We start from the raw sequence: 14,699 nt of genomic DNA, 5'->3' as shown, positions 1-14,699 counted from the left end.
AACATGTCTTTGAATGATTTTCAGCGTACCGATGCCGTGGGGCCTGACGTGATGTTCGCCCTGCCACAAGCGGCCTCACAGACCTACGCCCCGACGCAGACACCTCCGAAAAAAGTTGTGATCCAAACCCTGGCACTCAGCCGTTTGCCGGGTGCCATGCGCAAGATGGGATGGAACACGGCAGCGGCGCTGATGCAGCGTTGGTTTGACAGCCCAGCTTGGGCGATGCCGGAGGCGTGGAAGCAAGAAGAAACTCAGCCAGATCCTTTGAGTATCAAGCCCATGCAGCGCGATGAAAATATTGTAAAAATGGAGTGGGCTATGGGGTTTGAGCGCTGTCGCAAGGCTGTGGAGGTAGCAGAGTCAAGATTGACTACGCCGAATGGCGTTAAACGTTTGATAGATCTATTAAAAAAAGCCGGATGGTCGGGAAGAGGTTCGCAACTATTGGGTAAGTACCCTATGGCGGCTTTACAAATGGAAGCTGTCTCTCAGGTGAACTTCGCAGTATTTGGTAGCGCGTGGGATATTCTGGATGACATGTATGGAGCTTTAGGCAGTGCAAGCCTAAAAATCGGAGTAGTAGGCGAAGCATTTACTGAAGTAAACCCAGAGACAAATCAAGTTCGTGTTTTGTTTCATGTCGCGCATATGGGCTTCTATATTCGCGATCATTACGATTTCAATGGCCTGCAATACTTGGGCACCTGGACCGAAGATCGGGTGCTGACCAAGGCTGAGACTGCTTTTACGCTAAGCCTTCATGGGCAAGTTGTACTGCGTCTTAAAGAGGGGCCTTTTGCCGCAGTCACCAATGGCGACTTTCGCGACTATCGCGATATGACGGGCAAGGGCGGTGACTTCATCATTTATTCCGATGTACTGTGGAAAAAGTCTGGGCAGATCATTGATCTGGGAAATTGGTCGTGAAGCCCGCCTCACGGCGAATTGCTTTCTTTGTGACCTATGTAACCATCGCGGGCGGGTTGTGGGCTGCTTCGCAATGGTGGGAAAAGGGTTTTGCCACAAGACTTATTGCCCCAATAGTCAGTCCAAATGGTTGTTACCGAGTTGAGAGTTTCAAGCCTTTTTGGGTGTTGCCCAACACCTTTCATCGACGTTCAGACCCTAATGAGGACCAATCGCCAGAGTGGTTTCCATGGTGGGGATATCCTGGGTTTTACCGGCTGTTCGACCACCGCAAAGATGAATTGATTTCAGAAACGAAAATTTATGATCTGGAGTCGGCAGGAGGTAGGTTGAGTTGGGGTGAAGGCTCAGGTCATGTTATGGCAGGTTTGATTGATATTGGCCCTAACCTGCCTGACTGCATCGGTGATGTACCCGGAAAAACAAGGCGCAAGCAATGAAAGCCATGTTTCCACCAATCGCTTCTACGCGGCCTGAATCAATTTTGTAGCCGGGTACCCAAAAACTCGGCACCCCAGACACAACAAAGCCGCTCGAAAGCGGCTTTGTTGATCAGAATACAAACTTACTGGTTAGCCAGTTTGTGTTCCAGGTAGTGAATGTTGACGCCGCCTTTGCAGAAGCCTTCGTCATTCACCAGGTCGCGGTGCAGCGGGATGTTGGTTTTGATCCCGTCGACCACGATTTCGTCGAGTGCATTGCGCATGCGGGCCATGGCTTCGTCACGGGTCGAGCCCCAGGTGATCAGCTTGCCGATCAGGGAGTCGTAGTTGGACGGAACCTTGTAGCCGCTGTACAGGTGCGAGTCGACGCGAACGCCGTTGCCGCCCGGTGCGTGGAAGTGCTTGACCATGCCAGGGCTCGGCATGAACGTCGCCGGGTCTTCTGCGTTGATCCGGCACTCCAGCGAATGGCCGTGAATCTTCACGTCATCCTGGGTAAACGACAGCGTGTTGCCAGCGGCGATGCTCAACATCTCTTTCAGGATGTCGATGCCGGTGACCATTTCCGATACCGGGTGCTCAACCTGTACGCGCGTGTTCATCTCGATAAAGTAGAAACGACCGTTTTCGTACAGGAACTCGAAAGTGCCCGCGCCACGGTAGTTGATATCGATACACGCCTGAACGCAGCGCGCCAGTACTTCCTGGCGGGCCGTTTCATCGATGCCCGGTGCCGGTGCTTCTTCCAGTACCTTTTGGTGACGACGTTGCAGCGAGCAGTCGCGGTCGCCCAAATGGATGGCGTGACCCTGGCCATCGGACAGCACCTGCACTTCCACGTGACGTGGGTTGGTCAGGTACTTTTCGAGGTAGACCATCGGGTTGCTGAACCAGGCACCCGCTTCTTCACGGGTTTGCTTGGCCGCTTCGATCAGGTCTTCTTCACGGTTGACCACACGCATGCCGCGACCACCACCGCCGCCAGCGGCTTTGATGATCACCGGGTAGCCGACTTCACGGCCGATGCGCAACGCGGTTTCCGGGTCTTCGGGCAGCGGGCCGTCAGAGCCTGGAACGGTCGGAACGCCGGCGGCGATCATGGCGTGCTTGGCCGATACCTTGTCGCCCATCAGGCGAATGGTGTCAGCTTTCGGGCCGATAAAGGCAAAGCCGGATTTCTCGACTTGTTCGGCAAAGTCGGCGTTTTCAGCCAAGAAGCCGTAGCCGGGGTGAATCGCCGTGGCACCTGTGACTTCGGCCGCTGCGATGATGGCCGGAATGTGCAGGTAAGACAGGTTGGCGGGTGCCGGACCGATGCAGACGGTTTCGTCTGCCAGACCCAGGTGCATCAGTTCCTTGTCGGCAGTGGAGTACACCGCGACAGTCTTGATGCCCAGCTCCTTGCACGCCCGCAGGATACGCAGGGCGATCTCGCCGCGGTTGGCGATCAGGACTTTTTCCAGCTTCTGAGGCTTCAGCATCATGGGCTCCCCGTGGTTCAAACGATGGTGAACAGCGGTTGGTCGAACTCAACCGGCTGACCGTTCTCTACCAGGATGGATTCGATAACACCGGCTTTTTCTGCCTGGATGTGGTTCATCATTTTCATCGCTTCGACGATGCAGATGGTGTCGCCGACTTTAACGGTCTGGCCCACTTCAACGAAGGCTGGCGAGGTCGGGGACGGGGTGCGGTAGAACGTACCCACCATCGGCGACTTGACCACAAAACCGTTCAGTTTAGGGGCAGCAGGCGCTTCAGTGATGGTCGCCACTGGCGTGGTTGCGACAGGCGCAGCGGCCGCCGGAGCTTGCATCGGAGCCTGTGCGTAGAACTGCTGAGCGGGCGTTTTGCTGTGACGGCTAATGCGTACAGACTCTTCGCCTTCTTTAATTTCCAGCTCGTCGATGCCGGACTCTTCCAGCAATTCGATCAATTTCTTAACTTTACGGATATCCATGAATCGTCAACTCCCAATAGGTCTGTCAGGGGCGTTTAGCTTGTAGTTCAAGCTGTTCCAGGGCGGCCTCCAAGGCCAGTCGATAACCGCTGGCGCCAAGGCCGCAGATCACCCCTACCGCAACGTCGGAGAAGTAGGAGTGATGGCGGAAAGGTTCGCGTTTATGCACGTTCGATAAGTGAACTTCGATAAATGGGATGCTCACCGCCAGCAGCGCGTCACGTAATGCCACGCTGGTGTGGGTAAAAGCCGCCGGGTTGATCAGGATAAAGTCCACGCCTTCATCGCGTGCCGCGTGAATCCGGTCGATCAACTCATACTCGGCATTGCTTTGCAGGTAGAGCAAATGGTGGCCGGCTGCTCGGGCACGTTGCTCCAGGTCCTGATTGATTTGCGCCAGGGTAGTCGCCCCGTAGACGCCCGGTTCACGGGTGCCCAGCAAGTTCAGGTTGGGGCCGTGCAGAACCAGAAAAGTCGCCATCTGCTGTTCCTTGTTATTCATATGCCGTTATCGGTGCCGGGCGACTATGCCGAAAAGAGGAATCAGTGTCCAGTTGTCTGCAATAGCCAGCACGATGACCGATGTTCGCGAAAAGTTTATGACCGGCGCTCTAGATCCGGTCATTCGCGATGACGACACGTTCGGCGAAGTCCGCTGCGGTGATCTCGCCGATGACCCGTTGGTCACTTATTTCGAGGCCGTTTTTACCGAAAAACATCAGTGCGGGCGGGCCGAACAGCCGGTAGCGGTCGAGCAGGGCGCGTTGCTCAGGGTTGCTGGCGGTGATATCAAACCGCACCAGCCGGTAGCCCTTGAGCAGCGCTATGACGCGGGGGTTGTTGAGCACTTCATGCTCGATCACTTTGCAACTGATGCACCAGTCGGCGTACCAGTCCAGCAACACCGGTTGGCCGGCCGCTTTGGCGTCGGCCAGCGCGGCGTCCAGTGCCTGCGGGGTGCTCACGGTGAGCCAGTCACTGGCGGGTTGCACGTTGAGAGCCGCCGGGCTGCCCGTGCCCTGAGGCGGGCCGATGGGGTTGAACGGGTCGCTGCGCCCGCTCAGGGCCCCGAACCAGCACGTCAGCGCATACACGAGCAAAAACAGGCCCAGTAGTTGCGCCAGACGCTGGCGCGGGGGTTTGCTGACCAGCTCAAGGGTGCCCAGAAACACACTGACCCCGGCGGCCAATGCGCCGATCAGCAGCAACGTGACCGGCCCCGGTAGCACGCGGCTGAGCAAGCCGATGGCCAGCCCGAGCAGCAACACGCCAATGGCATTTTTGACGCTGACCAGCCATGGGCCGCTTTTCGGCAGCCAGGCGGCACCGCCGGTGGCCACCAGCAACAGCGGCGCGCCCATGCCCAGGCCCAGGGCAAACAGTTTGAGGCCGCCGCCCAACGCATCGCCGCTGGCACTGATATACAGCAGCGCACCGGCCAGCGGGGCTGAGACACACGGCGACACCAGCAGGCTGGAGACCACGCCCAGCACGGCCGCGCCCCACAGTGAGCCGCCTTGGGTGCGGCTCGCGATACGGTCCAGACGGGTGCTGATGGCCTGTGGCATTTTCAGTTCGAATGCGCCGAACATCGCCAGCGCAAACACCGCAAAGAACAGCGCAAAGGGCACCAGCACCCACACCGATTGCAGGCGTGCCTGCAGATTGAGCTGCGCGCCAAACAGGCCCATTAACGCGCCCAGCACGGCAAAGCACACGGCCATGGGCAGCACATACGCCAGCGACAGGCTAAAACCGCGCAGGCCGCCGACCTGGCCGCGCAGTACCACGCCCGACAAAATCGGCAACATGGGCAGCACGCACGGGGTAAAGGTCAGGCCCAGCCCGGCGAGAAAGAACAAGGCCAGGTCGCGCCAGTTCCACGACGAGGCCGCAGTCGGCTCGGGCGGGGTAATGGCCACCGTCGCGGCGGTGCCCTCAATGGCCAGCCGCTCGATTTCCGGCGGGTAGCACAGCCCTTTGTCGGCACAGCCCTGGTAGCCCACCACGAGGGTAAACGGGCGCGGGTCGTTGGCCGGGCGCGGGATATCGACGTCGATAATGCCGTGATAGACCTCGACATCGCCGAAGAACTCATCGTGCTTTTGCTCGCCGGGCGGCAGTTGCACGGCCTCCAGCGCCCTATCGGCCGGCTCGGCCTTGAAGGAAAAACGGTGTTTGTACAGGTAATACCCTTCGGTGGGCACAAACCGCAGCTTGATCGTCTCGGGCGTGGCCTCGATCAGGTTCAGCTTGAACGCTTCGCGTACCGGCAGGAAATCCTGGCTGTTATTGAGTGCGCCCAAGGTTGCGCTCGGGCGGTTGTCCAGTAGCCCCGCGCCCAGGGCGGGCAGGGCCATCAGCACACATAAGGTGAATAACAGGCGGCGCATAAGAGTCTCGCTAATAAAACGTGCGGGCATGATAACGGAGTGAGCAGGGGCGTGCAGAAGGGCGACGATACACCGCACGGCCCACCTTGGCGGCACATCAGTGACGCTTGTGCCTGGCGGGCGGCAGGTCTTTCACGGTCACGTTCAAATTGAGGTCGTTGCGCTTGTAGACCCAGGTCATGCGTCGCGCATTTGAGCCTTCGCATGCCGTGGGGGCCGTGTCTTGCAGGCCCAGGCTGATGCTGACCCCTTCACTGATGGGCGTATGACACGTCAGTTGTTCATATTTCAAGGGCCCCATGGGTTGGTAGGTCACGGTGGCCTGGCCCTTGAAGGCATGGGCCTGCAACGGTTCGGTGCTGGCGTGGTGGCCAGCAGGCATGGACACCAGGCGCAATGAGACTTCAGCGGCGAGGGTGGTGGGGAAGTCGTCGACAAAGCGCGTCTGCGGGGGCACCAGGCATTGCCGGGTGGCGTTGGTGGCGTGACTGCAGGGTGGGGCGTTCTGGCGTTCGATGATCACCGCGATAAAGCCCGATTGATTGTCGATCTGCAGCGAGGCGCTGCCGGCATAGGGGGCGTACAGGACGCACATGCAAAGCAATGCCACCCGCATGGGGCCACCTGTTGTTGACTGTGTGCCTCAAAGTTAATAACAGTCAGGGTGGCGCTGGATACTGTCAGAACTGACAGGGCGCGGGTTCGCGCGGCAACCTGTCAAACGCGAAACGCTTGCACCGACGCATTCAGCTTGCCGCCCAGGGCGAGCAGTTGCTGGCTTTGATCCCGTGCAATGGCGATGCGTTGCAGGTTGTCGTCGCCCAAGTGGTGAATACGCTCACTGTGGTCACGAATCTCGCTGACCGCGGCGCTTTGCTGGGCGGTCACGTCTGCGATGCGGATGGCCGTGTCTGAAATGGTGGTAATGGCCTCGACAATTTCGTCCAGCGCGCCGTCGGCATCCTGAGCCTTCTGGGCGGTGGCCTGGGCGTGCTCCACTTGAACACGCATGCCTTCAACCGATTGGCGCGCCGCCAGTTGCAGCCCGGCGATCAGGGTCTGGATCTCGCGGGTGGCCCCTGCCGTACGTTGCGCCAACGAGCGCACTTCTTCAGCGACCACGGCAAAGCCCCGGCCCATTTCACCGGCCCGTGCGGCTTCAATGGCGGCGTTTAGCGCCAATAGATTGGTTTGCTCGGCAATGGAACGAATGACCGTGAGCACGCCGCCGATGGTGGCCGACTCTTCGGCCAGGCGCTCGACGGTCTGCGCGTTGCCCTGAACTTCACCAACCAACGCGTGCAGCCCGGTGAGGCTCTGGCCAATCACCTGCTGGCCTTGAGCGACGGCCAAACCAGCACTGCGGCTGGCATCGGCCGCATGGCTGGCGTCGCCTGCCACTTGGGTAATCGTCGCTTCCAGTTCGCCCAGCGCATCACGGATTTGCGCCGTGTCGCCAGCCTGGCGTTCAGCGCCGCTGTGTAAACCGCTGCTGAGTTCGGCCAGTGTCTGGCTGCTGCCCGCCACTTGCTCGGCGTTCAGGCGCAACGTGCCCACCAGGTTCACCAGGTAGTCGCGCAGGCGATTGAGGGATGCTTCGATGTCATGTAACTCGCGGTTGGTCTTGCCCAGTTGAATATCGCGGCTGAAGTCGCCTTCAGCCCAGGTGGACAGTAACGGTGCCAGGTGGGTCAGCACGCGGGCCAGCTTGCGTTGCAGGGTGTCGATCAGCAGCGCGATCAACAGAATCAACCCGATCATCAGGCCCTGGATCAGCCGGACTTCGCTCTGAATCTGGCCGTGCTCGGCGCGTACCTGCGGCTCCAGTGCTGCGATGGCGTGTTGCACGGCTTCCAGTTTGAGGTGGGTGGTGGTGCTCAGTTGAGTCCGTTGCTCGATTTGCAGTTGGGTGCGCTTGAGTTCGGCCGGGTAGCGGCTTAGCAGGTTGTTGAGCTCACGTTTCAGGCCCACGCCCGCGTCTTCGACCTGTGTGGCCTGTTGGGCTTCAAGCCCCATCAACGAAGCAAAGTCGTCGCTGTCAGAGGTGTTTTTGCTGCTGACACCCAACAGTGGCAAGGCATCGAGTTGCTGTGCCACGGCCTGGATGGCGGCCAGTTCACGTTCCACATCACCGGCCAATTCGCTGCGCCCGCTGCTGACCAACTTGTCGCGGCTCATTGATAACTTGGCCAGGTGCAGTGAGGCGGTCATCAGCAGCGGCAGGTAAGGGCGGGCTTCAGGGGTGTTGGCATTGCTGGCGTACTGGCTGAGTTGTTCCAGGCTGGCGGCCAATTCACGCTCGGCTTGTAACAGCAGGGCTTGTGGGTCACCGGCGAGTTTGCCGGCGGCCAGCAGGTCAGTGTTGCTAAAGGCGCTCAGGCCCTCAAGGCTGGGGCGCACGGCCTCGGTCAGGGCCGGTGGCAGTGGGGCGAGTTCGTCATTCAGGGTTTCAAGGGCGCTATTGGCCTGGCTCAGGCGTACGGCATCGCCGCTGGCCAGGTAGTCCTCGATATTGCGGGCCACGTGGTTCTGAAACTGCTGCGACAGGCTGAGGTAACGCTCCATCAGCACGAAGGGGCGTTCCAGCGCTTTTTGTGACCACCACAGGGTGATGCCCAGTGCCAGGCACACGGCGACCAGCAACAGGGTATTGAGGTTAGTGAGCAGCTTCAGGCGCATGTAGGGTTTTGCCTATAACGCGGTAAGAAGCGGCAGAAGTTATTGCTTTTTTGTTACAGCGGTATGACGGGCTCGGTCAATTCCAATGAAGTGATGGCATTTTGCCCTGGATGATTGAAGAACTGCACTTGATTGCGACCATAGTGCTTGGCGCGGTACAGCGCCTCGTCGGCCTGGGAGGCCATGATCAGGCTGTCTGATTCGCCTTGCATTTGCACCACGCCGGCACTGAACGAGCACTGCAAGTCATTGGGCAGCGCGGGGTAATGAAGGTCGCAAAAGCGTTGGCGAATCAGGTTAAGCACCTTGTAGGCGGCGTCTTGGTCGGTGTCCGGCATCACAATGGCAAACTCTTCGCCGCCGTAGCGCCCGATAAAGTCGGTTTTGCGCAGGCGTTGCTTGAGAAACAGCGCCAGGCTTTTGATCACGCGGTCGCCCATGGGGTGGCCATAGCAGTCGTTGACCCGTTTGAAGTGGTCGATGTCGAGCATGGCAAAGCTCAGCGGGCGCTTTTCGCGGCGGGCGCGAAAGGTGCAGTCTTCGAGCAACTGCAGGATATGCGTGTGGTTGTACAGCCCGGTCAGGCTGTCACGCACCATGCGTGCCTTGAGATGGCGTGCCCGGGCCGCGCGGTTACGCACGGTGGTGATTAACTGGCGCGGTTTGATGGGCTTGGTCAAAAAGTCATCGCCGCCTTCACTCATGGCGTCGAGTTGTTTGTCCATGTCATCTTCGGCCGACAGATAAATGATCGGCACGCTCACGTAGCGGTCATTGTGGCGAATCACCTTGGCCAGTTCCGTGCCTGTGCAGCCCGGCATGTACATGTCCAGGATAACCAGATCGGGTTGGAACTCCGCCAACTCGCCCATGGTTTGAATCGGGTCAATCAGGGTGCGGGTAACAATGCCGGCGCTGTTGAGCAGGCGCTCGGTGTGCAGTGCCTGGGCGCGTGAGTCGTCAATGACCAGCACTTTGTAGGGTTCGTACTGCGCCACGCAGGTCAGCACCTCGATCTTTTCCATCAGGCCGGAGGCTTCGAGGGTGCCGGTCAAAAATGCTTGCCCCCCTGCGCGCACAGCGGCCAGGCGCGTGGGTGTGTCCGTTTCATGCAGGCTGAAAAACAGCAGCGGCAGTTTTTGCTCAAGGCCGACCTGAGCTTCGGCGGCCAGCACCAGGCCTTTGCCCGCGCCGTCGAAGTCGACGTCCATCACAATGGCCGCAGGATGACGTTCTGCCATGGCGCGCCGGAATGCAACGGGGCTGTCGAAGGTTTGCACGCTGAGTTCGAAAAACGCCAACTGCTTGGCCAGGCGGTCTGCGCGCTCAAGGTCTTGCAGCAAGATAAAGACGGGCTTGCGCAGGGGCGGCAGGAAGGTGTGGGCCAACTGGTCACTGTGGCGCAGGCCGGTGCGCGACAGGCGCTGCATCAAACGGTTGAGCTCGGTGATGGACGAACTGTTCAGGCGGTTGCGGTTGGCGACCACCCGCTTGAGCGCAGCCTCGATGGACTGCGCCAGTTCGGTGTGCTCGGGTTGCTCGAACCGCTCGGCAAAGCGCAGCAGACGCAGATTTGCTTCGCTGAGTTCAGTGAGATCCGCGCTGGACCATTCATTGCCTTGCAAGCGTTGCCAAATCTCAAGGATTTGTCGTGCCTGATGGGTGACGCGCTGAGCAAAGTGGTTTTTGAGGCGCTCGTGGCTGAGGTCTTCGTGCTCGGTCATATCCTGGCTGCTGGGTAAAGGGGCATGCTGAGGTCGACTGGTGGCTCTATGCTAGCACCTCCCCTTCGACTGAATGTGTTTCGTCTTCAAATAAACAGATGAGCTGCATGTTTGGGGTGCGATCCCTGCACATAGGCGTGGCGGCGCGCATGTTCTATAGTGCCCGGCAAATGTGACCTCCTCGATTTCGCCGGCCAACGTCGCCTCGATTATAAAATGTGCTCGCCAGCACGATGAGGTAGGGTTGAGGTCGAATCGTTGAACCAAGTATTTAAAAGGACATAGCCATGCTGGACTGGAAGAAACGAGAGGGCAGCCCCCGCGAATCGGCCAAAGAGACCCACGCCGCGCCGCGTGGCTATTTCAAAAGCATCTTGCTGAGCCGTTCGATTGCCGTGCTGCTGGGTGTTTATGCACTGGTGTGCCTGGGGCTGGGCTGGTACTGGAGCCAGGAGCCTGACCTTTTCCCGGTGCAGCAGAACGCCCAATTGGCGGCCGAGAAAGACGGCAAGCAAATGGTGCCTGGCTTTACCACTGTCGAAACCCTCAAAACCGTTGCCGGCACGTTGCTCGACAAGCCGGGGGGCTACCTGTCCAATGACCGTTTCCCGCCGGGTGTGCTGCTCGACAATATCCCCAGCTGGGAATACGGCGTGCTGGTCCAGGTGCGTGACCTGACACGCGCCCTGCGCAAAGACTTCGCCCGTTCCCAGTCGCAATCGGCCGAAGATGCGGACCTGGCCAAGGCCGAGCCGCGTTTCAACTTTGACAACAAGAGCTGGATGCTGCCTTCCAGTGAGTCTGAGTATCAGGAGGGCATCAACTCATTGAGCCGCTACCAGGCCCGCCTGAGTGATCCCAGCCAGAAAAACGCCTTGTTCTACGCCCGTGCCGACAACCTGAACAACTGGCTGGGCGATGTGGGTACCCGTTTGGGCTCGTTGTCCCAGCGCTTGTCCGCCAGCGTGGGCCGGGTCAAGCTCAACAGCGCGCTGAAAACCGAGAGCCTGCAGCCGGGCCAGGTGCCGGTGGTGGAAGAAGAAATCGTCGAAACCCCGTGGATGCAGATCGACAACGTGTTCTACGAAGCCCGTGGTCAGGCTTGGGCGCTGTCGCACTTGCTGCGCGCCATTGAAGTCGACTTTGCCGATGTTCTGGCGAAAAAGAACGCCACGGTCAGCGTGCGCCAGATCATTCGTGAGCTGGAAGCGGCCCAGGAACCGGTGTGGAGCCCGATGATTCTCAATGGCAGCGGCTACGGCATGCTGGCCAACCACTCGCTGGTCATGGCCAACTACATTTCCCGCGCGAATGCGGCGGTGATGGACTTGCGCCAACTGTTGTCGCAAGGCTAAGCGATGGCTATTTCAGCCCAAGAGGCCGCCCACCGGGCGGCCTCTGACGTCGAGCGGGTGGCCTGGGTCGACCGTCAGGACGTGTTGCTGGGCAGTTTGCCCCGCCATGAACTGCGCGAACGCGGCCTGATCGGGCGCGGCACCTTTATCCTTCTGTTCAATTCGGCGGGTGAGTTGTGTGTGCATCAGCGCACCATGAGCAAAGCGCTGTACCCGGGTTACTGGGACGTGGCGGCCGGCGGCATGGTGAGCGCGGCAGAAACTTACGCCGAATCTGCAGCGCGAGAGCTGGCAGAGGAATTGGGCGTCAGCGGTATCGAGTTGACCGCCCATGAACGTTTTTACTTTGAAGGGCCGCAGAACCACCTGTGGTGCGGGGTGTTTTCAGGTGTCTGGGATGGCCCTTTGCAGGTTCAGCCCGAAGAAGTCCAGCGTGCGCAGTTCATGCCGGTGGCCGAAGCCTTGCACCTGAGTGAACAGCAGCCTTTTTGCCCGGATTCGCTGGATGCGCTGAGGCGTTACCTGGCCTGTAATCGGTAACGAGCCTTGCGAGGCTACGTCCGGCATGATGCGGTGCCCCTGTTTGACCCGGGATTGAGGTCTAGCAGCGTTCCTTCGACACGGCTACTACGTTTGCGTTGATTTTTGCGCCGATTGGCTATTGGGATGCAGCGAATTTGTCGTTACACTGCGCGACCTTTTTCAGGCTCAAGCGGTTTGCCCGCCTGAGTTGCGCTGCCCCTGCCAGAGTGGGGCTTCGCGGTCGGTTCATCGTGGCGCATGCGCGCCATGCACCGGCCAGTTTATTGTCCTCCATTTGAGGATTGCCGGTGGCCAAAAAAGCCGCATCCTTCGCCGCCCTCGGTGGCCTGGTATTTTCCACCGACGCAGGTCGTCACTGTCCGGACTGTCGTCAGCCTGTAGACGCCTGTACCTGCAAACAAACCCTGATCCCTGAAGGTGACGGCATTGCGCGCGTGCGTCGCGAAAGCAAAGGCCGCGGCGGCAAGACGGTGACCACGATCACCGGCGTGCCGCTGGCTGAAGACGCGCTCAAGGAACTGGCCACGGCGTTGAAAAAACGCTGTGGTACAGGCGGTGCGCTGAAAGACGGCATCATCGAGATCCAGGGCGACCACGTCGAGCTGTTGCTGGCAGAGCTGGTCAAGCGTGGGTTCAAGGCCAAGAAGTCCGGCGGCTAGCAGCCTCTGTGAAAACCACCGTTAAGCCCGGCTGTCGCCCCCTCTGAAGGCTGACAGCCACGGCTGGCCATGGTTTTCACAGAGCCTGTTACCGCAGGTTTCTAAACTCCGTGCTGTTGTCAGGGTCTACCCCTTTACAGACGAATCTTCATATTCACGCCTTAGACTGCGCCAGCCTGCTTTCAGGCTGGGCTATTTGACTTATTTATAGGGGACTTCGATGTCCGTACGACGCACACGCAAAGACGATGGCAGCCAATGGACAGTTGCGGACAGCCGCAGTGTTTACGGCATTCGCCATTGGGGGGCCGGGTATTTCGCGATCAATGAAGCCGGTCGCGTAGAAGTCCGTCCGAACGGCCCGAACAGCACGCCCGTCGACCTGTACGAGCAAGTCGATGAGTTGCGCAAAAGCGGCCTGTCGTTGCCGCTGCTGGTGCGCTTCCCCGATATCCTGCAAGACCGCGTGCGCCAATTGACCGGTGCCTTCGATGCCAACATCGAGCGCCTGGAATACCAGAGCAAGTACACCGCGCTGTACCCGATCAAGGTGAACCAGCAGGAAGCGGTGATCGAGAACATCATTGCCACCCAGAACGTTTCCATCGGCCTGGAAGCCGGCTCCAAGCCTGAGCTGCTGGCCGTGCTGGCCCTGGCGCCGAAGGGCGGCACCATCGTCTGCAACGGTTATAAAGACCGTGAGTTCATCCGCCTGGCGCTGATGGGCCAGAAGCTCGGCCACAACGTGTTCATCGTGATCGAGAAAGAGTCCGAGGTGGGGCTGGTGATCGAAGAGGCAGCGAGCCTCAAGGTCAAGCCGCAGGTGGGCCTGCGTGTGCGCCTGTCGTCCCTGGCATCGAGCAAGTGGGCGGACACCGGTGGCGAGAAATCCAAATTCGGTCTGTCGGCAGCCCAGTTGCTGTCGGTGGTCGAGCGCTTCCGCGCAGCCGGCCTGGACCAGGGAATCCGCCTGCTGCACTTCCACATGGGCTCGCAGATTGCCAACCTGGCCGACTACCAGCACGGGTTCAAGGAAGCCATTCGTTACTACGGCGAACTGCGCAACCTCGGCCTGCCGGTGGACCACATCGACGTCGGCGGTGGCCTGGGCGTGGACTACGACGGCACGCACTCGCGCAACGCCAGTTCGATCAACTACGACATGGACGACTACGCCGGCGTGGTAGTGGGCATGCTCAAGGAATTCTGCGACGCGCAGAGCCTGCCGCACCCGAACATCTTCTCCGAAAGCGGCCGCTCCCTGACCGCTCACCACGCCATGCTGGTGGTGCAGGTGACGGACGTCGAGAAGCACAACGACGAAATCCCAACCATCGAAAACAAGGAAAGCCTGCCGGAAACCGTGCAATGGCTGGTGGACCTGCTGGGCCCGACCGACATCGAGATGGTCACCGAAACCTACTGGCGCGCCACCCACTACATGAGCGACGTGGCCACCCAGTACGCCGACGGCAAGCTGACCCTGGCCGAAAAAGCCCTGGCCGAACAGTGCTACTTCGCGGTGTGCCGCCGCCTGCACAACTCGTTGAAAGCCCGCCAGCGCTCGCACCGCCAGGTGTTGGACGAACTCAACGACAAGCTGGCCGACAAATACATCTGCAACTTCTCGGTATTCCAGAGCTTGCCGGATACGTGGGCCATCGGCCAGGTCTTGCCGATCCTGCCGCTGCACCGCCTCGACGAAGAGCCGCTGCGCCGCGCCGTGCTGCAAGACCTGACCTGCGACTCCGACGGCAAGATCAAGCAATACGTCGATGAGCAGAGCATCGAAACCAGCCTGCCGGTTCACGGCTTGAACGAAGGCGAGGACTACCTGTTGGGTATCTTCCTGGTCGGCGCCTATCAGGAAATCCTGGGCGACATGCACAACCTGTTCGGTGACACCGACTCGGTGAACATCTACCAGCGTGAAGACGGTTCGGTGTACAGCGCCGGGATCGAGACTCACGACACCATCGAAGACATGCTGCGCTATGTGCACTTGTCGCCGGA

13 protein-coding genes are annotated in these 14,699 nt (G+C 59.7%); 6 read left to right on the top strand and 7 right to left on the bottom strand.

The genetic code is table 11. The features are described 5' to 3' along the window. Positions 1–3 precede the first annotated feature (3 nt). The gene (locus Q1W15_RS06310) at positions 4–930 is read left to right on the top strand and encodes a DUF6402 family protein (protein ID WP_300725199.1); all 927 of its coding nucleotides are present in this window, start codon (positions 4–6) and stop codon (positions 928–930) included. Next, positions 927–1,370 carry a hypothetical protein gene (locus tag Q1W15_RS06305; protein WP_300725197.1) on the top strand — a complete coding sequence of 148 codons (444 nt, stop codon included), beginning with the start codon at positions 927–929 and terminating at the stop codon, positions 1,368–1,370. Before Q1W15_RS06310 ends, Q1W15_RS06305 begins: the two co-directional genes overlap by 4 nt. 125 nt (positions 1,371–1,495) lie before the next feature. Here Q1W15_RS06305 and accC read toward each other — a convergent pair whose 3' ends face one another. The 7 genes from accC to Q1W15_RS06270 form a co-directional block, all read right to left on the bottom strand. After that, positions 1,496–2,854, bottom strand: a complete 1,359-nt coding sequence (accC, locus tag Q1W15_RS06300; RefSeq protein WP_300725195.1) for an acetyl-CoA carboxylase biotin carboxylase subunit — start codon at positions 2,852–2,854, stop codon at positions 1,496–1,498. 17 nt (positions 2,855–2,871) lie between these two features. Further along, positions 2,872–3,333 (bottom strand): acetyl-CoA carboxylase biotin carboxyl carrier protein, encoded by a 462-nt coding sequence (gene accB / locus Q1W15_RS06295; RefSeq protein WP_300725193.1) that lies wholly within the window; start codon positions 3,331–3,333, stop codon positions 2,872–2,874. A gap of 25 nt (positions 3,334–3,358) precedes the next feature. After that, positions 3,359–3,814: a type II 3-dehydroquinate dehydratase gene (aroQ, locus tag Q1W15_RS06290; protein WP_300725192.1), complete on the bottom strand. Its 456-nt coding sequence runs from the start codon at positions 3,812–3,814 to the stop codon at positions 3,359–3,361. A gap of 130 nt (positions 3,815–3,944) precedes the next feature. Further along, entirely contained in the window at positions 3,945–5,726 is a 1,782-nt protein-coding gene (locus tag Q1W15_RS06285) for a protein-disulfide reductase DsbD (protein ID WP_300725190.1), read from the bottom strand. A 97-nt stretch (positions 5,727–5,823) separates the two neighbouring features. Beyond that, positions 5,824–6,342: a hypothetical protein gene (locus Q1W15_RS06280; RefSeq protein WP_300725188.1), complete on the bottom strand. Its 519-nt coding sequence runs from the start codon at positions 6,340–6,342 to the stop codon at positions 5,824–5,826. Between the two features lie 101 nt (positions 6,343–6,443). Further along, complete coding sequence (locus Q1W15_RS06275; RefSeq protein ID WP_300725186.1) at positions 6,444–8,405, bottom strand: methyl-accepting chemotaxis protein; 1,962 nt, start codon at positions 8,403–8,405, stop codon at positions 6,444–6,446. A 53-nt stretch (positions 8,406–8,458) separates the two neighbouring features. Then, positions 8,459–10,129, bottom strand: coding sequence for a diguanylate cyclase (locus Q1W15_RS06270; protein WP_300725184.1), 1,671 nt, complete (start codon positions 10,127–10,129; stop codon positions 8,459–8,461). Positions 10,130–10,416: 287 nt separating this feature from the next. Between Q1W15_RS06270 and Q1W15_RS06265 the strand changes: the two genes are divergently transcribed. The 4 genes from Q1W15_RS06265 to speA all read left to right on the top strand — a co-directional run. Continuing rightward, entirely contained in the window at positions 10,417–11,484 is a 1,068-nt protein-coding gene (locus Q1W15_RS06265) for a DUF2333 family protein (protein WP_300725182.1), read from the top strand. A gap of 3 nt (positions 11,485–11,487) precedes the next feature. Continuing rightward, on the top strand, positions 11,488–12,024 hold the full coding sequence (locus tag Q1W15_RS06260; protein WP_300725180.1) for an NUDIX hydrolase: 537 nt from the start codon (positions 11,488–11,490) through the stop codon (positions 12,022–12,024). Positions 12,025–12,314: 290 nt separating this feature from the next. Beyond that, the gene (locus Q1W15_RS06255; RefSeq protein WP_300725178.1) at positions 12,315–12,686 is read left to right on the top strand and encodes a translation initiation factor Sui1; all 372 of its coding nucleotides are present in this window, start codon (positions 12,315–12,317) and stop codon (positions 12,684–12,686) included. 220 nt (positions 12,687–12,906) lie between these two features. Further along, on the top strand, positions 12,907–14,699 hold a 1,793-nt coding region (speA, locus tag Q1W15_RS06250), incomplete at its 3' end, for an arginine decarboxylase (RefSeq protein ID WP_300725176.1).

The organism is Pseudomonas sp. (assembly GCF_030150285.1).
GTDB lineage: Bacteria > Pseudomonadota > Gammaproteobacteria > Pseudomonadales > Pseudomonadaceae > Aquipseudomonas.
The sequence above is the reverse complement of the archived record's forward strand: the minus strand, read 5'-3'. Positions and strand labels throughout refer to the sequence as shown.